This is a genomic window from Halostagnicola larsenii XH-48, from assembly GCF_000517625.1.
GTDB classification, from domain to species: Archaea; Halobacteriota; Halobacteria; order Halobacteriales; family Natrialbaceae; genus Halostagnicola; species Halostagnicola larsenii.
Map to the genome: position 1 here is coordinate 459,317 of NZ_CP007056.1, position 24,064 is coordinate 483,380.

At 61.5% G+C, this 24,064-nt stretch carries 22 protein-coding genes; 13 read left to right on the forward strand and 9 right to left on the reverse strand.

Going from position 1 to position 24,064, the window contains the following annotated elements; translation table 11 throughout:
* Window positions 1–60: 60 nt before the first annotated feature.
* Window positions 61–708, reverse strand: a complete 648-nt coding sequence (locus HALLA_RS15965) for a bifunctional 4-hydroxy-2-oxoglutarate aldolase/2-dehydro-3-deoxy-phosphogluconate aldolase (protein ID WP_049954476.1) — start codon at window positions 706–708, stop codon at window positions 61–63.
* A gap of 203 nt (window positions 709–911) precedes the next feature.
* Between HALLA_RS15965 and HALLA_RS15970 the strand changes: the two genes are divergently transcribed.
* From HALLA_RS15970 to HALLA_RS16000, 7 genes are all read left to right on the forward strand, one after another.
* Entirely contained in the window at window positions 912–1,985 is a 1,074-nt protein-coding gene (locus tag HALLA_RS15970) for a TrmB family transcriptional regulator (RefSeq protein WP_049954477.1), read from the forward strand.
* A 279-nt stretch (window positions 1,986–2,264) separates the two neighbouring features.
* Entirely contained in the window at window positions 2,265–3,737 is a 1,473-nt protein-coding gene (locus HALLA_RS15975; RefSeq protein WP_049954478.1) for an extracellular solute-binding protein, read from the forward strand.
* Between the two features lie 2 nt (window positions 3,738–3,739).
* Window positions 3,740–4,756: a carbohydrate ABC transporter permease gene (locus HALLA_RS15980; protein ID WP_049954479.1), complete on the forward strand. Its 1,017-nt coding sequence runs from the start codon at window positions 3,740–3,742 to the stop codon at window positions 4,754–4,756.
* A 1-nt stretch (window position 4,757) separates the two neighbouring features.
* A complete protein-coding gene (locus HALLA_RS15985) occupies window positions 4,758–5,759 on the forward strand; it encodes a carbohydrate ABC transporter permease (RefSeq protein WP_049954480.1) in 1,002 nt (333 codons plus the stop codon).
* A 24-nt stretch (window positions 5,760–5,783) separates the two neighbouring features.
* Entirely contained in the window at window positions 5,784–6,986 is a 1,203-nt protein-coding gene (locus tag HALLA_RS15990) for an ABC transporter ATP-binding protein (protein ID WP_049954481.1), read from the forward strand.
* Complete coding sequence (locus tag HALLA_RS15995; protein ID WP_049954482.1) at window positions 6,979–7,182, forward strand: hypothetical protein; 204 nt, start codon at window positions 6,979–6,981, stop codon at window positions 7,180–7,182. The genes HALLA_RS15990 and HALLA_RS15995 overlap by 8 nt, the downstream gene beginning before the upstream one ends.
* 105 nt (window positions 7,183–7,287) lie before the next feature.
* Window positions 7,288–8,397 (forward strand): Gfo/Idh/MocA family protein, encoded by a 1,110-nt coding sequence (locus HALLA_RS16000; protein WP_049954483.1) that lies wholly within the window; start codon window positions 7,288–7,290, stop codon window positions 8,395–8,397.
* Window positions 8,398–8,556: 159 nt separating this feature from the next.
* On the opposite strand, the gene HALLA_RS16005 is transcribed toward HALLA_RS16000, so the two are convergent.
* Window positions 8,557–9,297: a ThuA domain-containing protein gene (locus tag HALLA_RS16005; RefSeq protein ID WP_049954484.1), complete on the reverse strand. Its 741-nt coding sequence runs from the start codon at window positions 9,295–9,297 to the stop codon at window positions 8,557–8,559.
* 169 nt (window positions 9,298–9,466) lie between these two features.
* Here HALLA_RS16005 and HALLA_RS16010 point away from each other — a divergent pair, with 169 nt between their 5' ends.
* The gene (locus tag HALLA_RS16010; RefSeq protein ID WP_049954485.1) at window positions 9,467–10,468 is read left to right on the forward strand and encodes a Gfo/Idh/MocA family protein; all 1,002 of its coding nucleotides are present in this window, start codon (window positions 9,467–9,469) and stop codon (window positions 10,466–10,468) included.
* 145 nt (window positions 10,469–10,613) lie between these two features.
* Here HALLA_RS16010 and HALLA_RS16015 read toward each other — a convergent pair whose 3' ends face one another.
* A complete protein-coding gene (locus HALLA_RS16015) occupies window positions 10,614–11,438 on the reverse strand; it encodes a hypothetical protein (protein WP_049954486.1) in 825 nt (274 codons plus the stop codon).
* A 421-nt stretch (window positions 11,439–11,859) separates the two neighbouring features.
* On the opposite strand from HALLA_RS16015, the gene HALLA_RS16020 reads away from it, so the two are divergent.
* Both HALLA_RS16020 and HALLA_RS16025 read left to right on the forward strand, forming a co-directional pair.
* The gene (locus HALLA_RS16020) at window positions 11,860–12,687 is read left to right on the forward strand and encodes an SDR family NAD(P)-dependent oxidoreductase (protein WP_049954487.1); all 828 of its coding nucleotides are present in this window, start codon (window positions 11,860–11,862) and stop codon (window positions 12,685–12,687) included.
* 94 nt (window positions 12,688–12,781) lie between these two features.
* Window positions 12,782–13,237, forward strand: a complete 456-nt coding sequence (locus HALLA_RS16025) for a universal stress protein (RefSeq protein WP_049954488.1) — start codon at window positions 12,782–12,784, stop codon at window positions 13,235–13,237.
* 297 nt (window positions 13,238–13,534) lie between these two features.
* Here the strand turns inward: HALLA_RS16025 and HALLA_RS16030 are convergent, their stop codons facing one another.
* From HALLA_RS16030 to HALLA_RS16045, 5 genes are all read right to left on the reverse strand, one after another.
* Window positions 13,535–14,980, reverse strand: a complete 1,446-nt coding sequence (locus HALLA_RS16030) for an MATE family efflux transporter (RefSeq protein WP_049954489.1) — start codon at window positions 14,978–14,980, stop codon at window positions 13,535–13,537.
* A gap of 139 nt (window positions 14,981–15,119) precedes the next feature.
* Window positions 15,120–16,142, reverse strand: coding sequence for a UxaA family hydrolase (locus HALLA_RS16035; RefSeq protein ID WP_339325756.1), 1,023 nt, complete (start codon window positions 16,140–16,142; stop codon window positions 15,120–15,122).
* Window positions 16,139–16,327: a hypothetical protein gene (locus HALLA_RS21400; RefSeq protein WP_242406230.1), complete on the reverse strand. Its 189-nt coding sequence runs from the start codon at window positions 16,325–16,327 to the stop codon at window positions 16,139–16,141. The genes HALLA_RS16035 and HALLA_RS21400 overlap by 4 nt, the downstream gene beginning before the upstream one ends.
* A gap of 21 nt (window positions 16,328–16,348) precedes the next feature.
* Window positions 16,349–16,660, reverse strand: a complete 312-nt coding sequence (locus HALLA_RS16040) for a UxaA family hydrolase (protein WP_049954490.1) — start codon at window positions 16,658–16,660, stop codon at window positions 16,349–16,351.
* Window positions 16,657–17,844: a UxaA family hydrolase gene (locus HALLA_RS16045; RefSeq protein ID WP_049954593.1), complete on the reverse strand. Its 1,188-nt coding sequence runs from the start codon at window positions 17,842–17,844 to the stop codon at window positions 16,657–16,659. The genes HALLA_RS16040 and HALLA_RS16045 overlap by 4 nt, the downstream gene beginning before the upstream one ends.
* Window positions 17,845–19,143: 1,299 nt before the next feature.
* On the opposite strand from HALLA_RS16045, the gene HALLA_RS16050 reads away from it, so the two are divergent.
* Window positions 19,144–20,160: a Gfo/Idh/MocA family protein gene (locus HALLA_RS16050; protein WP_049954491.1), complete on the forward strand. Its 1,017-nt coding sequence runs from the start codon at window positions 19,144–19,146 to the stop codon at window positions 20,158–20,160.
* A 122-nt stretch (window positions 20,161–20,282) separates the two neighbouring features.
* Window positions 20,283–21,839 carry a glycoside hydrolase family 28 protein gene (locus HALLA_RS16055; protein WP_049954492.1) on the forward strand — a complete coding sequence of 519 codons (1,557 nt, stop codon included), beginning with the start codon at window positions 20,283–20,285 and terminating at the stop codon, window positions 21,837–21,839.
* A gap of 102 nt (window positions 21,840–21,941) precedes the next feature.
* Here the strand turns inward: HALLA_RS16055 and HALLA_RS16060 are convergent, their stop codons facing one another.
* On the reverse strand, window positions 21,942–22,667 hold the full coding sequence (locus HALLA_RS16060; protein WP_049954493.1) for a ThuA domain-containing protein: 726 nt from the start codon (window positions 22,665–22,667) through the stop codon (window positions 21,942–21,944).
* Window positions 22,668–23,209: 542 nt separating this feature from the next.
* Between HALLA_RS16060 and HALLA_RS16065 the strand changes: the two genes are divergently transcribed.
* Entirely contained in the window at window positions 23,210–23,983 is a 774-nt protein-coding gene (locus tag HALLA_RS16065; RefSeq protein ID WP_049954494.1) for an IclR family transcriptional regulator, read from the forward strand.
* Window positions 23,984–24,064: the final 81 nt, after the last annotated feature.

The window sequence follows — 24,064 nt, forward strand, 5'->3', positions numbered from 1 at the left end:
GAGTGAGAGGGGACGATCACGGAGAGTGCCGAAAATCGATCGGGTCCCGTGTGGTATCGGTTATCGGGCGGCTTCGACGGCGTCGACGAACTCCGCGGCCGTCTCCTGGACTTGCTCCATATCGCCGGCTTCGATCGCGTCGTAGTCGACGATGGCGCTGCCGGCCCCGACTGCGAGTGCGCCCGCGTCGAAGAACTCGGCGACGTTGTCGGTCGAGACGCCGCCGGTCGGAACGATCGGGAGATCGCCGAGCGGTCCCTGAAGCGCGCTGATGTGGCCCGGACCGACCGTCGTGGCCGGGAACATCTTCAGAATATCCGCGCCGGCTTCGACCGCCGTGACGGCTTCGGTCGGCGTCATGACGCCCGGAACCGAGACGACGCCGTGGCGGTTGCAGGTCGTGATGACGTCGGGGTTGACGTCCGGTGCGAGGACGAACTTTGCACCCGCGTCGATCACAGACTGGGCCGTCGGCGCGTCGAGGACCGTCCCCGCGCCGACGACCGCGTCGGTGTCGGAGAGTTCCTCGTCGACCGCGGCGATCTTCTCGCGGGCGCGGTCGCCGTCGGCGGTGACCTCGATTCCGTTGACGCCGGCGTCGTGGATGGCTCGAGCGACGGGAACGATCTGGTCGTCGTCGATGCCCCGAAGGACCGCGATGACGCCGCTTTCGACCAGGCGATCCGTGACGGAGTCGTGATGTACCATACGAGAGCGTTAGATTCGCCGCCGGTTAAAAGCTACCGAGTTCGACACAGATCGAGCAGGAGCGACCTCGAGACGGCCGAAACCCGGTAAAAATTCGTTAGCAACTTTGGCGACGGATCGACGGGCGACTTGCGAGCGCATCGAACGGGGGTCGTGTTCCGACAAGTTGAGGTGTCCAAACCGAGATTGCGTACGTAGAGACCATGAACAGAGACACGTTAGCCGACACGCTCGAGGATGCGGGCCTGTCGCCCTATCAGGCCGACGCGTTCGTGACCTTGCTCGAGCGCGGCTCGGCTTCGGCGACCGACATCGCGAAGGCGAGTTCGGTCCCCGACGCGCGGATCTACGACGTCTTGCGCGACCTCGAGGAGGACGGCTACATCGAAACGTACGAGCAAGATAGCCTCCACGCACGCGCTCACGACCCCAGCGACGTGCTCTCGGATCTGCGGGCGCGAGCGGACCGGTTCAACACCGCCGCGGACGAAATCGAGGATCGGTGGAGTCGCCCGGCCTTAGAAGATCACAAGGTGAGCATCGTCAAGCGTCTCGATACGGTGCTCGCCCGAACCGACGAGCTGATTCGATCGGCAGAGGATCAGGTGAAAATCGCAGTGACGATCGGGCAGTTCGACGAACTGTCTGACGCGCTCGCGGCAGCCTACGAGCGCGGGGTCAACGTGAAAGTCTGTCTGTCCACGATGGACGATGATCCGTCGCTGCCGGACGATTCGGTGTTCGAAACGACGTGTACGGAAGCGCGATACCGCAAACTCCCCTCGCCGTTCCTCGCGCTGATCGACCGGTCGTGGGCCTGTTTTTCCCCACACGGACGTAGCACGGATCAGTACAGCATCATCGTCAACGACCTCACCTACGCCTACGTCTTTCACTGGTACTTTCTTACGGGCCTCTGGGAGTTCCACGAGTCGGTGTACTCAGAGCGACGCGATGGGGAACCGATCACGTACGTCGACATGCGCCAGTGTGTCAGGGATATCGAGCCGTTGCTCGAGGACGGGGCATCGATCGAGGCGACCGTCCACGGGTTCGATACGGAAACGGGCCGCGAGTTAACGCTCGAGGGGACGATCACGGATGCCACCTACGCGGGAATCAACGCGGCGGACGAGCGGGAAGCGACGATCTCACAGCTCGCGGGAAAAGTGTCGATTACCCTCGAGACCGACGGGGGAACCTACACTGTCGGCGGCTGGTCGGCGCTGCTCGAGGACGTCGAAGCGACCAAGATTACGATCGGCTCGCTCGAGTAACGCGTATCGACGCCATGGCTCGAATAGCGCGTGTTGATACCATTGTTCGGGTAACGTGTACTGACGCCAGTGGGCTTGATCGGACGATCAGTGAGTGAGTGATCCGGTGGATGTTCCGTCGTTTTTGTTCCTCGTGTTCACCACCGAGACGGGCACGTATTCGACGGCGACGGAGAGCGATCTGGGCGTGAGAAGAGTTTTCGCTCGAGGGACAGTTATTGACTACACCCGTTGTAACTAATCCAAAATTATAAATACACACAGTCAAGACTGTCTCTCATGCCTGACAACAGTTCACAGGGAACGAAAACGGACGGCTCGAGCGTGTCGCGGCGAACAGTCCTCAACGCGGCGGGGGCAGCAGGGGTGACCGGCGCATCGGTCGGGCTCGCCGGCTGCATCTACGGCGGGAGTAGCGGGGCAGACGGCGTCGTCTGGGGGTTCGACCCGGACGCTGCGGACGCCGTCGGCGACGAGATTATCGATCTCCTCTCCGAAAACGGCCTCGATGACGATATCGACGTCACTCTCCAACCGGGTGACAGTGATACCGGAGCGCGACGAGATACGTACACGAACCTGTTGCAGGCCGAAGAGACCCAACCCGATCTCTTCTTGATGGACAACGGCTGGGTCAACACGTTCATCCAGCGCGGCGACATCGCCAATCTCAGCGAGGAACTCGAGCAGTCGGAACTCGATCGGATCGACGAAGAGTACTTCGAGGCCTTCACGGAAACCGCACGCGATCCGGGCAGCGGTGATCTGTACGGCGTGCCGCTATTTCCGGATTACGCGACGATGCAGTATCGCAAGGATTTCGCCAGGGAAGCAGGCTACGACGACGAAGATTTCGAGGAGTGGGCGACCGAGCCGATGACCTGGTCCGAGTGGGCCGATGTCACCGAGGACATCGTCGCGAACTCCGACGCCTCTTACGGGCTGGCCACGCAGTTCGACACCTACGAGGGAACCGCCTGCTGTTCGTGGAACGAGGTCATGACCTCCTTCGGCGGCGCGTACTTCGGCGGGGAGGAACACCTTCTGGGCCCGGTCGGCGACCGACCGATCACCGTCGACGAACCGGAGTTCATCGAGGCACTCAGTATGATGTACACCTTCGTCGCGGATGAACGCGACGATAATACGCTCGAGGAGTATCCGACCGAACTCGCGACCTCGTCGATCACGTCGTGGACAGAAGAGGACGCGCGACAGGCGATCGCCAGCGGCGAGGCGGCCATGCAGCGAAACTGGCCGTACGCGATCGTCGATACGATCGAAAGCGACGAAAACGACGTCTCCGCCGACGATTACGGCGCGATGCCGATGCCCTACGCAGTTTCCGAAGACGAGGCGGCCCAACCGGGTGCCGGCGGGACGACCTCCGCGCTCGGCGGCTGGCACGTCGTGCTCAACCCCAACTCCGAGCGCAAAGAGGACGCGCTCGAGGTCATGCGAACGACGATGGCCGACGACTTCAACCTGGGCCTGTTCGAGATCTGGGGCTGGATTCCGCCGAAACCCGGCCTGTTCGAGACGGAGCAAGCAGCGGCGGTCGAACCGATCGGCGACTACATGGAGACGCTCCGGGTCGCTGGTGAGAACGCGATACCTCGCCCGGCCACGACCGAGTGGACGAACCAATCGGGCGTCATCGCAACGGAAGTGAATCGGGCGGTCGCCGGGGAGAAGAGCCCGGCAGACGCGGCCGCCGATCTCCAGGAGAGCCTCGAGGAAACCGAATCCTAACGATGAGCACCGAAAATCAACCGAGTGGACCCGCTCGAGAATCCCGGCGGTCCGGCCCGCTCGTGCGAACCGTCCGGTGGATGGAAAACCTCGGCGAAACGGGGTTCGCGTACTTCCTGCTGACACCGGTGTTTCTCGTTCTCGGAACGATCGCGCTCTATCCACTCTTGCGGACGTTCGAACTCTCCCTGTACACGAACGTTCTCATCGAGGCCGAGTTCGTCGGCCTCGAGAACTACGTGAAGTTACTCACCGGCGAGGCGAACGCGGATTTGCCAGGGACCACGACGTTCCTTCCCGATAGCGTGAGTACGAGCGGGCGCTTCCCGTTCGTCCACGTCGAGGGGCTCCTGCGGAGCGCGCTCGTCGTAACGCTGTTGTTTACCGTCGTGAGCGTCTTCTTCGAGACGATCATCGGCTTCGGACAGGCGCTGGTGCTCGACCAGGACTTCCACGGTCGGCGCTGGGTCCGCGCGGCGATCATCATCCCGTGGGCGATTCCGATCGTCATCCAGGGGATGATCTTCTATCTCATGTTCGATCCGACCGCCGGCTTTCTCACCGAGTACCTCGGCCCGCTGGGGATCATCGCCCAGGAGAACACGCTCAACGATCCGCTGAGTTCGCTGTTGATTATCACGGTTGCGGACATCTGGAAGACGACGGCGTTCATGGCGTTGCTCATCCTCGCCGGCCTCCAGAGCATCGACCGAAACCTCTACGAAGTCGCGAGAGTCGCCGGTGCAAGTCGCTGGCAGCAGTTCAAGATGATCACGCTGCCACTCGTGTTGCCGGCGCTCGGGATCGCCGTGCTCTTTCGGACGATCGACGCGATGAGAGTCTACGGACTCATCGACTCGGTCTCGGGCTGTTCGACCGTCCCTTCGCTCTCGTGTATGGTCGTCATGACGTTCAACTCCAATCGAGGGCTCGCGGCAGCAATCGCGTTCGTGACCGCGGCCATCATCGGGTTGCTCGTCACGGTCGTGATCTACCAGCAGTACAAGGAGGGGATCTGAAATGGCGACGAGTACCGAATCGTCGTCAGATTCGACGGGCGGACCACTCGAGCGCTGGGCCCGGAGCGTCCTCACGAACAAGGACAAACGCGATCGACTGTACAAACTGTTGTTCTACGTCGCCGCGGGCTTTTTCCTCGTGACGACGCTGTTTCCGTTCTACTGGCTGCTCGTGCTCGCGTTGACGCCCAACAGCCAGATCATCGGCGGCGACTGGGGCGTTTCGCTCCCGCTTGTCGGGACGGAGGTGCCGCTCCCGCACCCGCAGGGATACAATATCGGCGCGTTCGTCGAAGTGTTCCAGCAGGTGCCGTTCCACCTCTACGTGTTCAACAGCTTCGTGCTCGCGACCACGACGACGATCATCGTCCTGGTAATCGCGAGTCTCGCGGGCTACGTTTTCGGCCGCCTCGAGTTCCCCGGTCGAGGGCCGCTGATGCTCGCCGTACTGGTGGTTTCGTACTTCCCTCCGGCGGCGTTTCTGGTGCCGCTTTTCGACGCGTTCCTCGGGAACGCGATCACGGTGCCGTTCCTCGGGATCGAACTCTTCTCGCCGCCGCGGCTGGTGAACACGCCGGGGTCGATGATCATGCCCTTTAGCGCGCTGTTCATGCCGCTTGCCATCTTCATCCTGACGACGTTCTACTCGCAGATCCCCGACGGACTCGAGGACGCCGCTCGCGTCGAGGGTACCACCCGACTGGGCGCGCTGTTCCGGGTGATCATGCCGCTTTCGGCCCCCGGCATCGCGACGGCCGCGGTGTTGACGTTCATCTCGGTCTACAACGAGTACTTCTTCAGTTCGATCATGTCGCTGCAGAACGAGCCCCAGCAGTGGTCGCCGCTGGTCGGGGGAATCCTGAGCTATCAGGACCAGTACACGACGGACTTCAACCTGATGGCGGCCGCGAGCATCATCGGCGTCATCCCCGTCGTCATCATCGTCATCTTCGCACAGGAACGAATCGTCAGCGGCCTCACCGCAGGAGCGCTCAAGGAGTAATCGGATCATGGTACCACAGAACATATGGCACGAGTAACACTACAGGACATCACGAAACGCTACGAAGACGTCGTCGCCGTCGACGAGATGAATCTCGAGATCGAAGATGGAGAGTTCGTCTGTCTCGTCGGCCCCTCGGGCTGTGGCAAGTCGACGACGATGGAATCGATCGCCGGATTGACCACGCCGACCGACGGAACGATTCGGATCGGCGACTCGGACGTCACGACGCTGCCGCCGAAAGACCGTGGGGTCGCGATGGTCTTCCAGAACATCGCCCTGTTCCCCCACATGGACGTCTACGACAACATCTCGTTCGGGCTTCGGCTCCGTGACTTCGACACGGACGAAATCGACGAGCGGGTCGAACGCGCGACCGACATCGTCCAGCTCGAGGGCATGCTCGGTCGGATGCCCGAGGAGATGTCGGGCGGCCAGCGCCAGCGCGTCGCGATCGCCCGGGCGATCGTTCGGGATCCGGCCGTCTTCCTCATGGACGAACCGCTCGCGAACTTAGACGCGAAGCTGCGCGTCCACATGCGAACCGAACTCCAGCGCCTACACCAGGAACTGGATACGACGATCATCTACGTGACTCACGATCAGGCCGAGGCGATGACGATGTCGGATCGGATCGCCGTCATCAACGGCGGCAGGCTCCAACAGATCGACCCGCCGCTCGTCTGTTACAACGAACCAGCGAACCTGTTCGTCGCCGGATTCATCGGCTCGCCGTCGATGAACTTCCTCGAGGGGCGAGTGACTCAAACCGGGCTCGAGACCGAGCCGTTCGACCTCGATTTCGAACCAACGAACCTCTCCGGCGTGATCCAGGGCGACAGTGTCACGGTGGGAATCAGGCCCGAAGACGTCTCGCTCGAGCGCGGTCGGCAGGCAACCGCGACGCAGTCGGCTCCAATCGAGGCGACGACGGACGTCTTAGAGCCGATGGGCGACGAAATCTTCGTCTACCTCGACCTCGAGGGAAGCGACCCTGATTCGGTAGACGGTGGCGGGATGGGCGGGGCGGCGAATCAGCTCCTGGTGAGCGTCGAACCGGATCTCGAAATCGCCGCGAACGAAGCGGTCACCGTCACGCTCGATCGGTCGAAGGTACACCTGTTCGACGGCGAATCCGGCGAAGCCCTCACGCACGGACTCGAGGAGCTTCCGGGAGAACGCCGCGAACAAAAACAGCACCAGCCGGCGGGTGAGGCAGATGAGTAGTCTGATTCCGATCCTCTACTACGGGGGATTGCTCGTGTTGTTTTTCTTCTGGATCTACGGCATCGTCTCGTTCGCGAGGGACGTGAAACGGCGGGTGATTCCGGGGATCAAACAGTACCGACGCGGGCGACGACGGCTCGCCGAGACGGACGAACGGGACCGAGAGCGCGAGGAGAACGAACGACAGCTCTACTGACAGTATGAAACGAAAGAACGAGCGCGCTGAAACGAAGCGAAAGTCGACGCGACAGCGAGCGATCCAGCAGCGACTCGCGACGAAATCACTGCGATCTACCCACGAATGAGTACACACTTCACACAGATTCGAACCGGTATAGTCGGACTCGGAAACATCGGCGACCACCACGCCCAGCGCCTCGAGAAACTCGGCGTTTCCTTAGTCGGCGGCATGGACGTATCCGCCGACGCGCGCGAAGCGTTCGCGAAACGATACGACACAACCGTCTACGAGGATCATCAACGACTCTACGACGACGTCGACGCGGTCATCATCACGACGCCGAACAAGTTCCACGAGGAGTACGCCGTCGACGCGCTCGAGCGGGGTTTGCACGTCCTCCTCGAGAAACCCCTCGCACACACGCTCGACAGTGCAGAACGGATCGCGGCCGCCGCGGCCGACGCCGAGGGGAACTGTATGATCGGCTTCAACAATCGGTTTTTGAACGCCGTCGAGGTCATCAAAAATCGGCTGGAAGAAGGCGAGTTGGGAGAGATTACGCACATAGAGGCCAACTACGTCCGCCGTCGCGGAATCCCCGGGCGTGGCTCCTGGTTCACTACTGAGGGGATTTCCGGCGGCGGATCGCTCATCGACCTGGGCGTTCACGCGATCGATCTCGCGCTCTATCTGCTCGGCTATCCGGAGGTCGACGCGGTTTCCGGCGTGACCCGATCCGAATTCGGCGGGCGCTCGGACTACGCCTACCTCCAGATGTGGGGCGACGACGTCGGACCGGAGGGGTTCGACGTCGACGACTCGACGAGCGCGTTCATCCGCTGTCGGGGCAATCGGACGATCAGCCTCGAAACCGCCTGGGCGACCAACCGACCGCCGACCCACGAGTTCGTCGTCCGCGGGACCGAAGCCGCCGTGTGTTTCGACCTCCTCGAGAACGACCTCTCCGTCCACACGGTTCGTTCGGACGGTGTCAACCAGTTCGAGGATACGACGATTCAGACGGCCGAAACCGACACGCACGGCGACGAACAGAAGGCGTTCTTCACCGCCATCGCGGAGGGAGAAAACGCCGAGGACAACGTCGAGCAAGCGTTGACCGTCCAGCGGATCATCGACGGTATCTACCACTCGAGCGAGGCGGGACTCCCGGTGACGCTGAACGAACCCGAAACGGCGGTTCGAGCGGATCCACCGTCACAAAAGCGGTAAGCCACACCCGACGACTGCGGGAAATTCGGTCGGGCCGCCGGCGATCGGCACAGACTCGGCTTACATAGCTATGGCTGTAACATTTTACGCCGGTTGCTGAGTTCTCTGGTAGATTTTACGATCCGGCAGGATCATCGGGCAGCGACGAATCGAGAGCGCCTAGTGGACCGATCGTTCGTCGGACGTGTCGATCTGCTCGATCGGATCCGCGTTGCCGAACGTCGTGGACGACTCGGTACTCCCGTCGAGCCAGTCGACTGCGTTGTGAAGCACTCGCCTGATCTCCGGCTGGTGGTAGACGGGATAGGTCTCGTGTCCCGGCCGGAAGTAGAAGATTCGGCCCGACCCGCGGGTGTAACAACAGCCCGACCGAAACACCTCGCCGCCCTCGAACCAGGAGTTAAAAACCAGCGTATCCGGTTGAGGAATGTCGAACCGCTCGCCGTACATTTCCGCCTCCGGTACTTCGATGTACTCGTCGATGCCGTCGGCGATCGGGTGACTCGGCTCGACGACCCAGAGCCGTTCGGTCTCCGCGGCTTCGCGCCACTTCAACGAACAGGTCGTTCCCATGAGCCGCTTGAAAATCTTCGAGTAGTGACCTGAATGCATGACGAGCAGCCCCATCCCCTCGAGCACGCGGTCGTGAACGCGGTCGACGATTTCGTCTTCGACCTCGTCGTGAGCGGCGTGGCCCCACCACGTGAGCACGTCAGTTCGCTCGAGGACGGCCTCCGTGAGACCGTGGTCTGGTTCGTCGAGCGTTGCCGTCTCGACCGAGAAGTCGTCCTCGAGGGCGTCGGCTATCGCCGCGTGAATCCCGTCGGGATAGAGTTCGGCGACGGTGTCGTTCTCTCGCTCGTGGCGAAACTCGTTCCAGACGGTAACGTGGGTCGTCATTGGCGGGTTTTCCAGAGCAACGGGCAAATACGTTCGGCTTTCCGTCGGCAAAATCGAACGGCGAGCGCGGGCGGAATCGGCAGCCTCGAGCGATCGACAAAACCGAAGGGGCGTCGCAGCGATCGAAAGTACAGGAATCGCTTTTCAGGCTGGATCGCGAGGACGACGTATGGCCGAACAACTCCGGACCGGAATCGTCGGAACCGGCGGCTGGGGAACGCACATCGCAGAACAGTTCCACGAGCACCCGGACGCCGAGGTCGTCGCGCTCGCTGACATCGCAGCGGAGAGTCGAACGCAGGCCGGCGAGACGCTCGAGGTTCCCCCGTCGAATCGATACGAGGACCACGAGTCGATGCTCGAGCGGGCGGACCTAGACGCCATCCAGATAAGCTCGCCGCACGAACTCCACTACGAGCAGACGATAGCCGCACTCGAGGCCGGCGTCCACGTCTTCTGTGAGAAACCGTTCACGCCGGGTCTCGAGCGAGCGCGCGATCTAGCTCGGCGAGCGCAGGCGAGCGAGCAGGTGCTGATGGTCGGCTACCAGCGACACGTCAATCCGGCCTACGTCGCGATTCGGGACGCGATCTCCGATGGTGATCTCGAGCCGAAGGTCGTGACCGCGGAGCTTACCCAGGACTGGATCGAAACCGTCGCCGGTACCTGGCGGGTTAACGCCGACCTCAGCGGCGGCGGCCAGCTCTACGATAGCGGGAGCCACCTCCTCGACGCGATTATCTGGATGCTCGACGACGTTCCGACACACGTGAACGCGGAGATGGAGTTCTACGAGGAACCGCCGGTGGACGTACAGGCGGCGCTGACGGTTCGGTTCGACAGCGGCACGATCGCGAACATCACCGTCTCCGGGGACTCTCCCGACGTCTCGGAACGGATCGCCGTCCGCGGCGACGGGGGGCGGTGTCTACTCGAGGGAAGCGGGTGGACCGACCGAGAGGTGACGATCACCGACGCGAGCGGTGCGGTGCAGACCTCGCTCGAGGGAGCGCTATCGTCGTACGGAAAGGTCGACGCCTTCGTTCAGGCCGTCAAAACGGGGACGGAGCCGCCCGCGACGGCGGAAAACGCGCTACAGGCGACGGCGTTGACCGAAGCAGCCTACGACTCGGCCCGACTCGGCGAGCGCGTCCCGGTCGAACCGAACTGAACAACGGGTCGAATTGCAGTATGGGGTAGGTCTGGGTTCTCGGAACGAGCGAGCACAGAATAGAGGTCCCGAAATTAAAAATAGAGTCTCATTTTAGACCAACCATTCGTATCGGACATCACGGATGAGTCTCACACACGACCTTCTACCTCGGATCGGTGACAAAATTCCCTCCGTTCCATCCGAGGAGGCGGTACCGAACCAGTAACTCGAGTGCTGCGACGACAACGAACCCAAACGACGCAATGCCCACGAATGGGATATGCAACGCAGTGTCGGGTGATGTGAATACCTCTGTATGGAGACTGTTTGTGAGTACCCAGCTATAGAGGAGGAAGGGAATGACAATACCTCGAGAAAGCAACGCTGTGAGGGAAATCGCAGTCGCGGCAGTAGCCACAGCGAATCCGATGCCATATCCCGAAATCGTCCCCCACATCTGGCCTTGAACGAGTACTACCGTCGTCGCAAGTCCGACGAGGACGCTACAGCCACTAACGAGGATCCCCAATTCGTACCGTGATAACGGGAGTTCTGGCAGGTTTCGAAGGCGATCATCGTGATACTCATATCCCCGGCGAATCGCAAACTCAGCGACGCCAGCAACGAGCAAGAGTGTGAGCCACAGATACCACGTACTAGCGTACGAGAGCGTATGAAAAGCCCCATCAACGATAGCGTTGCCGCCTAGTTCACCGACCTGTTGCGGTGACGGTGTCGTCAACTCCACAGACACGACAGCGGCGAGAACCAAGAAAAATCCACCACCGGGGGCGAAAAGGCCTGTATGGGACGAAAACCCCACCGAGATCAACCCCAGAAGGAATGCCCCTAGTACGAGAATCCAGAAACCAGTCGGTGACATAACAATATGATAGTCGAAGTATGACAGAAGGGTTCCGACGACACCGACGCTCACGAGGCCACCAACTGCACCGGTCACTATCGACTTTCTGTTTGGTCGGTTCATTCTCGGACACACACCACGTTTCGGGGGAACATACCGGTCGGCAGGAAAGTTCTCGACCGTATCATTCTCTCGTAACAACCAGCGAGTATCGATCGATCACAGTTCTGGGTACGGAGGGCATCATCGGTGAGTAGTTGTGATTCATACACATATAGATAAATACGTTTTGAGTGTCACTGACTGTATCTGCTCGAAATCAGGGGATTTCCGCCGAAGTCGAAATACCGGTGGACGCATCGACTCGGAGGGGGATAACAGTAGCTGCAGTGTCGACGACACGATATCCGTCTGTATACTGCTCGAGTTCGTCCAATAATTCGCGACGTCTATCGGGAAGGTACTTCTACTGGTGGCAGACACATGGTGGAGTCAGCGAGACCAGTGTCGGAACCCCTAAATAACCAACCGTAACAGTCAGCGTATGGGACAGACGAGATACGATTTCACGGACGAAACGGTAATCGTCACGGGCGGAACGTCGGGTATCGGTCGCGCGGTGGCACGTCGATTCGGCGAGGCCGGTGCGACGGTCGTCGTTGCGGACATTCGCGAGGAACCCAAAGAGCGCGACGAATCCGCACCGACGGCGGAGGCGATCGAAGACGACGGCGGTCGCGCGACGTTCGTCGAAACCGATGTCTCGAGCCCGCCCGAGGTCGTCTCGGTCGTCGAGGCCGCCAGGGAGTTCGGCGGCGTCGACGTGATGGTCAACAACGCCGGCATCTACCGACACGCCTCGCTGCTCGAGACCGACGTCGACTCGTTCGATCAGGTGTTCGCCATAAACGTCCGCGGCGTGTTCGCGGGCTGTCGTGCGGCCGCCAGGGACATGCTCGAGCGCGGCGAGCCGGGTTCGATCGTCAATACGGCCTCGATCAGTTCGGAGTACGCCCAGGTCGGCCACACGATGTACGACGCCTCCAAGGGAGCGGTGATGATGCTCACTCGAGTCGCCGCGCTCGAACTGGCCCAGTACGATATTCGGGTCAACGCCGTCGCGCCGGGGATCATCGAAACGACGTTCGGGAGCGGCAATCCCGACGCCGAGAGCCGCGTCGACGACCAGTTCATCCACGAGGACGCGGGGCTTCCAGATATCGGCGAACAGGGCCAGGAGGCGAGGATTCCGATGGATAGGATGGCTTCGCCGGAGGAACTCGCTGGGTCGTACCTCTTTTTGGCTGCCGACGACGCCTCCTATATCACCGGGCACCTACTCTACGTCGACGGCGGCTATCAGATCGTCTAGGTGAGTCGTCGATGGCACCACCAATCGGGGTTCATCGAGTCGAATATTCGTGCTTTCAGTACAGTTAAGCGCCCAGCCGCAACACGGTGATGCGATGACACTCGAAACGATCCTGTTAGCAGTCGGACCCAACGATGTCGGCCGTCGAGAGGAAATCCTCGAGACGGTACTCGAGGTCGCACAGCCAGCCGATGCGACGGTAGTGCTCTCGCACGTGTTCACGGAAGACGAGTACGACGACGTTCTCGATCAACTTAATTTGAATGCGAGTTCCGAACCGATCGAAACGGACCGAGTCGCCGACCGATACGCGGGAATACAGGACTTTACGGCCGACCTCGAGCGAGCGGATATCGAGTACGAGATTCGAGGCTGCGTCGGCGAACGCGGAACGATGATCGTCGATCAGGCGACGGAACTCGAGGCGGATCGTGTCGTCGTCGCGGGTCGTGCGCGCTCGCCGGTCGGGAAAGCGGTCTTCGGATCGACGGCCCAGACCGTTCTGCTGTCCGCGCCGTGTCCGGTGACGTTCGTCTGTAGCGAAAACTGACTCGAGCCGCACTTTCGATCGACGCTTTGTGGGTGTTTCTACTGGTAACTGTGCTCACGCGGAAGACTGCCGTAATCGATGACAACGAGCCTCAGTCAGCGCCAAGCCGTGGAACGAAACCGCACCGTTGACAGCTCGAGGGGCGGGTTCCAACCACGACCGGTTCGGAACAGTGGGGGCAAATGTACTCCATGGTTCACCGCACAATCGACAATACCTAAAATGTTACTACGACAATTGCCGAATGAGACTGTGCAGACACTGCGCCAAAGACGATTTATCCATCGATCGATCCGTTCAATCGTCGGCGGTGCTCGTCTCCGGCCGAAACGCTTCGCTGATGGACTTCCACTTGTTCGTCCGAAATCGCCAGTAGTTGATCGCGGCGGGGACGCTCTTTTCGGCCACGAACGAGAGATACAGCCCCCAGTAGCCGAGACTGGTCGTCGCGCCGAGGTACGCCAGCGGTATCGCGCCGCCGAAGACGCCGATGGACTGACTCAGGAAGGGGATCCGCGTATCGCCGCTGGCGTCGAGCGGACCGGCAGCGGCGGCCGTCACGCCCTGAAAGAGAACGGCGACACAGGCGGCGTACACGAGGTTCGTGGCGATGGGGATCTCGGCGCTCGTCGGGTCGTCGACGAATAGCATGACGATCTGGTCGGCAAATAGTGCGATAATAACGGCGGACACCGCGTACGTAGCTACCGAGAATCTAATAATGTCGTTGCCGTAAGCCTCCGCGAGGCGTTCATTGTTCTGGCCGAGCGCCTGGCCGACCAGACTCGAGGAGGCCAGTCCGAAACCCCAGCCGGGCGTGTTCATCAGTCCCCAGATTCGGCGGGCGATGACGAACGCGGCGACGGTGGTTTCCCCGAAGATGTCGAGGATGGAGAGCATGGGGAACTCCGCGACCGTCCAGACGAGGTTCCGAGCCCCGATCGGGAGGCCTATTTTGACGATGTCCCGAAGCGTGTCGGGATCGACGTAGGTCCCGAAGGGATCGACCTCGACGGGGAACGAACCGACCCCGGGGACCCGTCCGGTCGCGATTCCGAGCGCGAAGACGAAGGCGATGACGACATTCGAGAGGACGGTCCCGAGCGCCGCGCCGGCAACGCCCCAGCTGAGGCCGAAGATAAAGACCGTGTTCAATACAATGTTGAGCACCGCGCCGCTGGCCCGGACCTGCATCGCCGTGTAGGCGTCGTCCGCGCCGACGAGCGTCCGACTCCCGACGAGGTTGAGCCCGGCGAACGGAATGCCAAGCCCCACGACCTGCAGGTAGGTCGCACCGTGTTCGATCGCCTGCTCATTGCTGCTGATCAGCGAGATGAGTTCCTGGGGAAACGTCCAGAAGACGACGGTAACGGGAACGCTGATCGCGACGACGAAAAGCGTACTCGAGCGGACGGCGAGTCCGAGTTCCTCGGTGGCGTCGGCTCCGAACCGTTGGGAGACGAGAGCAAGCGTTCCGCCGGCGACGCCGCCGCCGATCGCGAACGCGAGCCCCCAGAACGGACCCGCGAAGCCGACCCCGGCGATGGCCGCCTGCCCGACTGCGACGCCGACCATCGCGACGTCGACGACGTTTTTCGACATCCGAGCGATGCCGGTGACGATCCGCGGCCAGGCAAGTACCGTCGTCTGCACGGCGCGTTCGCGGTCGATGAGCCCGAGTCGGGCGAGTCCGAGGCCGATGTACAGAATCGTCAGTCGGAGCGGGTTTGGGTACCGGGTCACGTGGTGATGCGGGCTCTTTCGCGCTGTCTTCAATGGGTGTTTGTTACCCGGCAAAGGGTTCCTCGAGCAGGGCGAGGGCGGGTCGGCTCAGCAACACGGACCACTGAATGCGATCGGACGAGCCAACCGGGTGCGAGAATTACATCGACGGGCCGGCTCGAGTAATACCAAACGTCGTCACGCCGTGGGTCTCCGCACACGTCGGCGCACCGTTTAGCACGGCGACGAGTTCCTCGAGCAGTTCCGCAGGCGACGTACGCCCCGCGTGGATGTCGATGTCTTGTGCGAGCGCGCTGTAGGTATCGTCGTCACCGGTCACCTTGAGTACCGGAGCGACGGGATGGCCGGTCGGAATGCCGTCCGCCGTAACGTGGATGAGCACCTGTGCGCCGGCGGCGACCAAGCCCGTGGCGGCCTCCGCGAACGAGGACGGGGCATCCATCAGGGCGACGCCGCCTTCGTGGGTCGCGGGGTCGGCGTATCGGAGAACGTCCCGAACCGGCAGGCGACCCCAGAGAGCGGCGACCTGCTCGTACTCGGTTTCGGTCGCTCTGGATCGGGCCGAAGTGACTCGAGGCGGCTCCGAACGCGCGCGCTCGACCAACGCCGCCATCCCCTCGCGTGCGTCGTCGGTCGCGAGATCCGCTCGAACGGCGTTCTCGTGGGGCAACACGCGATCGGTCGCGCCGACCACCACACTGACACCCGTCTCGACCAGTTCCTCGACGACCGCACCCACCAGCGGATCCGCTCGCTCGAGCGAGGACGGGCGAAGGTCGCTGGCCACGATGCCAACCGTCAGGTCCTCGAGAGCCATATCAGCGCGTTCGTCGGCGACGGCCCCGGAACGCAGTTCCTCGGCGGCCGAGACCCCTTCCTCGAAACACGCCTCCGTCCCACCGGCTTCCTGAATCGTCGTCCGACGGACGGGCACGCCCCGCGCCCGCAATTCCGCGGCGACGTCGTCGCTCTGGATCGTCTCGCAGCCGAGCCCGACGACGACGGTGCCTGTGACGTTGGGATTCGCGCCGACGCCGACGAAGGTTCGCTGCGTCTGGTCTCGATCGGCCCCGATCTGGCCGCAGCCGTGGTCGTGAGGTGCGCTCCACGCGCCGTCGACCGCCGCACCGATCCGTTCGGCGACGGTGTGCGAACAGATCACCGACGGCAAGACCAGCACGCGGTTGCGGACGCCGAGGTCCCCTCGTTCTCGGAGATATCCCGAGACGGGACGGTCGGACCGGGGAGCTGTCGCGTCCGATCGTCGCCTGCCGGCTCGAGTCCCATCGACTCGGGTTCTATCAGCTCGGGCCCCATCGACTCGAGAATCCGGTTTTCGTCCGTCATCTGAGGAACGTCTCTTCCCAGTCATCGATCGGACACCTCGGCTGTGGTATCACCGCGGCCTCGATTGCTCTCGCAGTTGTGCGTGTGGACCCAGTCGCCTGGCTGGATGGCTTCCGTCGCAGTGGCGATAACCGAGCCGTACTTTCGGACAGGGTCGCCCGCCGGTATCGGCTCCATCGCGACCTTGTGACCGAACGGAACGTTTTCGGTAAGTTCGATCGTTCGACCGTCGTAGGAAAGCGACGAGGCCGCCTCGAGATCCGCGAGCGCCGTAGCAACGGTATCGTCGCGGTCGAGGACGAGTGCGCGGTCGTCGATCGTCTCGCCTTTCATAGCGGGTCACCCAGCGCCGCGAGCTCTCGCGGTTGGATCTCGTTGATCGCGAATTCCGCCATGCCGCGGCGTTCGGCCTCGGTGAGCGTCCCGTCGGCGACGGAAAGCAGCGTCCGGTAGATCCGATCGCCGACCTCGGCGATGGACTCGCCCTCGAGGACGGTGCTCGCGTCGACGTCCATGTTCGATGCCATCCGATCTGCAGTGTCGGGATTGCCGGTCACTTTGATCACCGGAGCGATGGGGTTTCCGGTCGTACTGCCGCGTCCGGTGGTGAACGCGATCACCTGCGCGCCGCCGGCGACCTTGCCGACGACGCTCTCGACGTCGTACCCGGGCGTATCCATGAGGACGAGGCCGCCGCCCACCGGCAACTGCTCTGCGTACTCAACGATGCCTCGAATCGGAGTCGTTCCGCCCTTGGCGATCGCACCGAGGCTCTTCTCCTCGATGGTCGTCAGGCCGCCCTCCTGGTTGCCCGGCGAGGGTTGTGCGCCCCGCATGTCGACCCCCATCGCGTCGGCGAGCGATTCGCGGCGCTCAACCCGCTCGAGCAGGCGCTCTCGAGTGTCCTCGCTCACACACCGCTCTGCGAGGACGTGTTCGGCACCGATAAACTCCGGCGTTTCGCTGAACGAGGCCGTCCCGCCGTCGTCGACGAGTCGATCACACGCGTTCCCGACCGCGGGGTTGGCCGCGATTCCGCTGGTTGCGTCGCTCCCGCCGCACTCGACGCCGAACACGAGTTCCGACGCGTCCGCCGATTCCCGGCGAGCCTGGTTCGCTTCGGCGACGAGACCGTCGATTAACTCGCCGCCAGCATCGACGCTGGCCTTCGTGCCGCCGGCAGCGCGGATCGAAAGCGCCTCGGTGGGCGTTCCGTTGGCCCCAATTCGATCCGCCAGTTCGCTCGCATCGATCGCCTCAGTTCCGAGGCCCACCACCAGGGCTGCACCGACGTTCGGATTTTGCCCGGTTCCAACGAGCACGCGTTCGGTCTGTTCTCGCGCGGCGTCGGCCTGAGAGGTTCCCATCTGGTGGGGCGTCGCGACGACATCCGGTCCGCCCTGCTCGGCGATTCGTTCGGCAATCGAACTCGCTGCGACCGAAACCGGAAGCACCGCGACGCGGTTCCGGATCCCGATCCGACCGCTTTCGCGTCGGTATCCAGTGAACGTGGGCATCATGGCGGACATTCGGCGGCTGCGATAATACGCCTTGGGGAACGTTCAGTCACAGGTCCGCGAACATCGACTGCTCGAGCCGGGACCCAAACTGGCCGTTATCGGGGATTGGACCGTATGGAAGGTAGCCAGACTGTTTCGAGCTACAGAACGATTGTTCTCTTAAACGAGCATGCACGCCACATACATCCCTCAAGAAGAAGATAGTAGCTCGATGCGTTCTCGCGAGAAATCAGTGGCTCGAGGAGCGTTCGTTGTGATCGAGGACACGTTGGAGGGTGATCCACGAAGTCGGTGACGAAAGTGCCGTCGTACCGTCTGCTTCGGTCTTTGAAAACACCGTTCCTGAACTGGCAAGATATGTTCTGCTCGAGCGAATTCCAACTGAGTAGCACGGTCGAGTCCCGACGAGAAAACGTATCCACATTCAGAATCGATTCAGGAGATCGATGCGAGGGGCACAGCAGTTCGACGCAAGTTTTGAGACCTTTGTTCCCCGTAGGGGAACATATTTGTCTCTCACAGCCAGCGACGAAGAACCTCACTCCCGATCACACCATACCGCTGTTTGAACGCCTATTCCGCCGATATAGTAGCCAACTCCGCCAAAATTCCGGTCGACAACGTGCCTTACCGACGTGGGTTCTCTTCGAAGAACCCACGGCTCGAGCGCATCCGTTCGAAAGCGATTACGGGTGTACAAGCCGGAGAACGGATGATAAGGGGCCGAGGGTTCGAACGGAACGGAGTCCGATTACCCCAGATGTAAGATTACAATAGTACAGTTGTAATAATAGGCACGAACTGACGGTTATCCGCCAGAATCACACCGAGACCAGTCTCAATCGATCGGATGTCACGAACAATATAATGGAATGAAGCTAAACGATACAGCGCATACACACCGTATCCATTAGTAGATATTCCGGAAACGGTCTCGAATCGCCCGAATAACGATACAGTATCGTATTTTCTCGAAAAATTATTCGTTCCCCTCTGGAGAACAGAGTTGTGTTCGAGTTGGTGAAATACCGTCGGTTCTCACGGGGACTGTGGCGGCACCAGGATGGGAATACCAGGCCATTTCTGCTCCCGTTGTTCCAATCGGTCCGATTACAGGCAGTGTCAGCTCTCAACCCGATCAGAAGAGCCGAAGAGTAACTATGAGAATAGCGCGAACAGAGGGGAAAACACCGGTTGAAATCCGCAAATACAGCCCATCGCAATCTCTGACACGGAGCGCGGCGTCATCACCACCAAAACATATATCACTCCACTCCACACGCGTCTACACAACGAATGGTCGCTACAGAATTGCGCTACGGTATCATCGGCTGTGCGGGAATGGGAACGAATCACGCAGACGCCGTCGCCGAAACTGATGGTGCGACGCTGGTTGCGTGTGCGGATATCGACGAGGAGAACGCACAGTCGTTTGCAGCCGAGTACGGCACGTCGTGGCACACGGATCCGCTCGAGATGGTCCGCGAGGACGACCTCGACGCCGTCAGCATCTGCACGCCCAACGGCACACACGCGGAAATCGTAACCGACCTGGCCGCCGAGGGCGTCGACATCCTCTGTGAGAAGCCACTCGAGGTGACACTCGAGCGGGTGAACCAGATCGAACGCGTCATCGAGCGCGAGGGAATTACGTTCGGCTGTATCTTCCAACGTCGGACGTTCGGCGGCCCGCAGCTGGCTCGCGAGCTGATAGCCGACGGCCGACTCGGCGAAATTGTCCTCGCCAACGTAGCGGTGAAGTGGCACCGAGAATCGTCGTACTACGACGACGTAAGCTGGCACGGGACGACGGACCTCGACGGCGGAATCCTCCACACGCAGGCGCTCCACGGAATCGACCTCCTGCAGTGGACGACGGGCGGGATCGACCGCGTCGCCGGGAAAACCGGAACGCTCCACCACGACATCGAGGTGCCCGATACCGCCGTCGCGAGCGTCGAACTCTCCGAGGGCGGCTACGGGCAGATAACCGCCACGACCGCGACGTATCCACAGGAGCCGATGACGTTGCAGATCCACGGAACCAAGGGCTCGCTCGAGTGGCGACAGGACGACCTCGTCACGTTCGAAACCATCGACGGGGACGACACCGAAACGCCGGAAAGCTTCCATATGGGTGCAGATATTCTCGGGCAGGTTCGGGACTTCGTCGCGGCGATCCACGAAGGCAGGGAGCCGATGGTTCCGTTCGCCGACGCGCGCAACGCACACGATATCGTGTTCGCGATCGAAGCCGCATCCGACCGCGGGGAGTGGGTCGACGTGGCGTCCATTCACGACGACGGGCGATGACCGTTCGGTAGTTCGGTTCGGCGACGCCGCGACGAACGGCTTCGACGGGACTGCGAGCGAGACGATCGATACCACGTCACAGCAACACAACGTTTATCCCCGCAGTCAGGAATACTCGAACGATGGCAGACAGTCAGCCGAGACGATACGACATCCGCGAGTTTGGCGCGACTGGCAACGGAGAGACCCGCGACACCGACGCGATTCAGAACGCACTCGAGGAGTGTGCCGGATCGGGCGGAACGGTCTTCGTTCCGCCGGGAGAGTACCTGACAGGACCCCTTCAGGTCGGCGATCGAACGACGATACGAATCGAGAACGGCGCGACGATTCGGTTCGTCGAGGATTACACGGCCTTTCCGACCGTCGAGAGCCGATGGGAGGGGTGGGATCAGTTCGGCTTCCATCCCTGCTTGCACGTCGCGAACGCGTCGAACGTCGAGATTACCGGACGCGGAACGATCGACGGCTCGGGCGAACACTGGTGGCAGTTCCGCGGACTGCCAGAAGAGGAGTACCCCGACGACCTGCGAGAGCGCATCGCGGAGTTCGACGAACGAAACGACCTCCAGGACGACGTGAGTTCGTTCACGCTTCGGCCGCCGCTGCTCCAGATCTACGAGTCCGAAAACGTCAGTATCTCCGGCGTGACGCTCAAAAACTCGCCGTTCTGGAACACCCACGTCGTTTACTCCGAAGACGTCACGATCACGGACGTCCGAATCGAAAACCCGGCGGACGCGCCGAACGGAGACGGAATCGATATCGACTCCTCGTCGTACGTCCGGATCAGCGACACGTTCATCAACGCCGGCGACGACGCGATATGCATCAAGTCCGGGAAGGACGAGCAGGGCCGGGAGGTCGCCAGACCGGCCCACAACATCACGGTCACCAACTGTACGGTCAAACACGGCCACGGCGGCGTCGTCATCGGCAGTGAGACGGCCGCTGGCGTGCATGATGTGACCGTTTCCAACTGCACGTTCACCGATACCGATCGCGGGATTCGCATCAAATCACAGCGCGGTCGCGGCGGGGTCGTCGAAGACCTCCACTTCGATACGATCGTCATGCGACGGATCGCCTGTCCGTTCGTCGTCAACGGCTACTACTTCACGCCCATCGATAGCGATCCCGAACCGGTCGACGAGGGGACGCCGATGGTTCGCAACGTCCACTTCCACAACATCACCGCACGGGACGTCGAATCGGCCGGCTTTTTCGCCGGGCTTCCGGAACGACGCTTCGAGGGGTTCACGTTCGACAACGTCCACATCGACGCGACGCGCTCGCTCGAGGCGACCAATCTCGATCCGGCGATGGCCGACGGCTACGACCAGCGCCACCGCTTTTTCTGCAAGTCGGTCGCCGATATCTCGTTTTCCGACGTTCGAATTCAAACCCCAGACAACCCTGCGTTCCGCTTCGAGGAGACCGATCTGGTGTCGATCGACGGCCTCGAGATCGAAGACTGGGCATCGAACACCGATCCCGCAATCGAAGTCGACTCGGTCGAGGAAACGCGCGTCCGCGACTGTTCGGCTCCCGAGCAAACGGGGACGTTTCTCGAGGTCGATGGGCCGGACACGCGTCGCGTCTCATTCGCTGGCAATCACGGAGATTTACAGGAGTACGTCGATATCGGCACTGAGTGCGAGGATCTCACGCTCGAGTAAGCCGAACGCGACGCGAGCACCGAACGCCGCCAATAGCAATCCGCTGTCTTCGATTTCCTCGAACGAGTCGACTACGAGTGGGGCGAGGGTTTTCGAGTGAACCTACGTATCCTCGAGCGGTTCAATCGGGTCGACTTCCTCCCAGACCGCCTCCGCGCCGGTCGTCGGCGCCGCCCAATCGACCGCGTTCGATAGCACCTGACGAACCTCGTCCTGATAGAAAATCGGATAGATTTCGTGCCCCGGCCGAAACGCGAAGATCCGGCCGCGTCCGCGCCGGTAGCAGAGCCCGGACCGGAACACCTCGCCGCCTTCGAACCACGAGATGAAGACGGTCCGGTCGGGTTCGGGAACGTCGTAGGGTTCGCCGTACATCTCGGTCGAGGGAATCTCGAACGATTCCTCGAGGCCGTCGGCGATCGGATGACCGGGGTCGGCCACCCAGATCCGCTCTTTCTCCCCGCCGTGGCGGTACTTGATGTTACAGGTCGTCCCCATCAGGCGGGTAAACGGCTTCGAGTTCTTCCCCGAGTGGACGGGAACGAATCCCATTCCCTCGTGAACGCGGTCGACGACGCGACTCGCAACGTCGTCGCTGACCTCGTCGTTCGCACAGTGAGACCACCAAATCAGGACGTCCGTCTCCGCCAAAACGTCCTCGGGAAGGCCGTGGGACGGTTCCTGTAACGTCGCCGTGCGGATATCCCGGCCGGGTGCCTCGAGCCCCTCGGCGATCGCGCCGTGGATGCCATCCGGGTACAGTTCTCGAACGTCGTCGTCTTCTCGCTCGTGGACGTTTTCGTTCCAGACGGTTACGGTGACTGCCATACGGTGAGTGGTTGGCGGTGATCGACAAAAGTGTTCGCCTGTGGGACGGTCATCCCGAGAGTGTCGTCGCCGTGTCGTTCCAACGGCGACGCTCGAGCGCGGACGATGCATCGTGGCGGTCACGCCGCCGACTCCGACGGTCTTCCGTTCTGATCTGCTGTGAGGGACTCACACCGACGGTGTCATCGACCCCGCGAAACCAGACAAGACTGTTCTCAAACCGAAAATCCCGTCCACCACGGTACGAGACGGTTCTCGGGTTCGGCTACATACGTGCTCGAGACCACTGTGACGCTACTCGAAGAGCGCGGATTCGGGATCGGTTCGAACGAGGACGACGGATACGATCGATTCGACCGATCCCGTGGTGGGGAGCGATGTTCTTCGTATTACGAGAAGGAGCCAGAGGTAGAGAAACAGGTTTCTAATTACAGAACACGATCTGCCCAATGGGAATACATACGTGATCCACCACGTTCGTCGGCGCGTATTCTTCCCAACACGGGAACAGCTTTATGTGGTAATGATTCCATTGGTAGGGTATGTCTCACGCTGTGGAAGGAAGTCCGGGACGAACGATCCGGTCGGTACAAATAGCCTTCAACATCATCGACGAACTACAGGCACAGAACGGAATCGGCGTAACGGAGCTCGCAACGGAACTCGGTCACTCGAAAAGCACGATCCACAGCCATCTCCGAACGCTCGAGAACCGGGAGATCATCGTCCGAGAGGACGACGGGTACCGACTGAGTCTCCGCGTTCTCGATATGGCAAACCACGTCCGTAAACAGGTCGAAAACTACGACGTCATCAGAGAGGAGACCGAAGAGCTCGCTGCCGAAACGGGCGAGATAGCGCAGTTCGGAATGGAAGAACATCAGAAGATATCCTACCTCTACAAGGCAAACGGCGACAGAGCCGTCGTCACGGCGTCTCGAGTCGGAACCCAGCAGCCGCTTCACTCCACGTCACTCGGCAAAACGATCCTGGCGTTTCTCCCACCCGAACGGTCACAAGAGCTGATCGATTCGATCGACTTCACAAAATCGACGGCGAAGACGGTCAGTAGTCGCGAAGAGCTCCTCGAGGAACTCGAGCGAACGAGAGAACGAGGGTACGGTATCGACGACGAGGAAAACTTCGAGGGGCTTCGCTGCGTCGCCGCACCGGTCAGAGACGGCGAGTCGATCATGGGTGCGATCAGTATCACCGGCCCCTCGAGCCGGTTCACCGACGAACGACTTCACGGCGAACTGCCGGAGTACGTGATGCGAGCGGCGAACGTCATCGAGGTCAATACGAAATTCTCGTAGCGAAAATCAACAGCCACTCGCGTACAGCGGCGTCGGGCGCGCGTCGGTTCAAAAAAGGGCGTCGAGACGCGGGTGTGATTC

Bases quoted from the DNA above. Each gene is read 5' to 3' on its own strand.
- HALLA_RS15965 (WP_049954476.1), bottom strand. From the start codon at position 708: ATGGTACATCACGACTCCGTCACGGATCGCCTGGTCGAAAGCGGCGTC.
- HALLA_RS15970 (WP_049954477.1), top strand. From the start codon at position 912: ATGAACAGAGACACGTTAGCCGACACGCTCGAGGATGCGGGCCTGTCG.
- HALLA_RS15975 (WP_049954478.1), top strand. From the start codon at position 2,265: ATGCCTGACAACAGTTCACAGGGAACGAAAACGGACGGCTCGAGCGTG.
- HALLA_RS15980 (WP_049954479.1), top strand. From the start codon at position 3,740: ATGAGCACCGAAAATCAACCGAGTGGACCCGCTCGAGAATCCCGGCGG.
- HALLA_RS15985 (WP_049954480.1), top strand. From the start codon at position 4,758: ATGGCGACGAGTACCGAATCGTCGTCAGATTCGACGGGCGGACCACTC.
- HALLA_RS15990 (WP_049954481.1), top strand. From the start codon at position 5,784: ATGGCACGAGTAACACTACAGGACATCACGAAACGCTACGAAGACGTC.
- HALLA_RS15995 (WP_049954482.1), top strand. From the start codon at position 6,979: ATGAGTAGTCTGATTCCGATCCTCTACTACGGGGGATTGCTCGTGTTG.
- HALLA_RS16000 (WP_049954483.1), top strand. From the start codon at position 7,288: ATGAGTACACACTTCACACAGATTCGAACCGGTATAGTCGGACTCGGA.
- HALLA_RS16005 (WP_049954484.1), bottom strand. From the start codon at position 9,297: ATGACGACCCACGTTACCGTCTGGAACGAGTTTCGCCACGAGCGAGAG.
- HALLA_RS16010 (WP_049954485.1), top strand. From the start codon at position 9,467: ATGGCCGAACAACTCCGGACCGGAATCGTCGGAACCGGCGGCTGGGGA.
- HALLA_RS16015 (WP_049954486.1), bottom strand. From the start codon at position 11,438: ATGAACCGACCAAACAGAAAGTCGATAGTGACCGGTGCAGTTGGTGGC.
- HALLA_RS16020 (WP_049954487.1), top strand. From the start codon at position 11,860: ATGGGACAGACGAGATACGATTTCACGGACGAAACGGTAATCGTCACG.
- HALLA_RS16025 (WP_049954488.1), top strand. From the start codon at position 12,782: ATGACACTCGAAACGATCCTGTTAGCAGTCGGACCCAACGATGTCGGC.
- HALLA_RS21400 (WP_242406230.1), bottom strand. From the start codon at position 16,327: ATGACGGACGAAAACCGGATTCTCGAGTCGATGGGGCCCGAGCTGATA.
- HALLA_RS16040 (WP_049954490.1), bottom strand. From the start codon at position 16,660: ATGAAAGGCGAGACGATCGACGACCGCGCACTCGTCCTCGACCGCGAC.
- HALLA_RS16045 (WP_049954593.1), bottom strand. From the start codon at position 17,844: ATGCCCACGTTCACTGGATACCGACGCGAAAGCGGTCGGATCGGGATC.
- HALLA_RS16050 (WP_049954491.1), top strand. From the start codon at position 19,144: ATGGTCGCTACAGAATTGCGCTACGGTATCATCGGCTGTGCGGGAATG.
- HALLA_RS16055 (WP_049954492.1), top strand. From the start codon at position 20,283: ATGGCAGACAGTCAGCCGAGACGATACGACATCCGCGAGTTTGGCGCG.
- HALLA_RS16060 (WP_049954493.1), bottom strand. From the start codon at position 22,667: ATGGCAGTCACCGTAACCGTCTGGAACGAAAACGTCCACGAGCGAGAA.
- HALLA_RS16065 (WP_049954494.1), top strand. From the start codon at position 23,210: ATGTCTCACGCTGTGGAAGGAAGTCCGGGACGAACGATCCGGTCGGTA.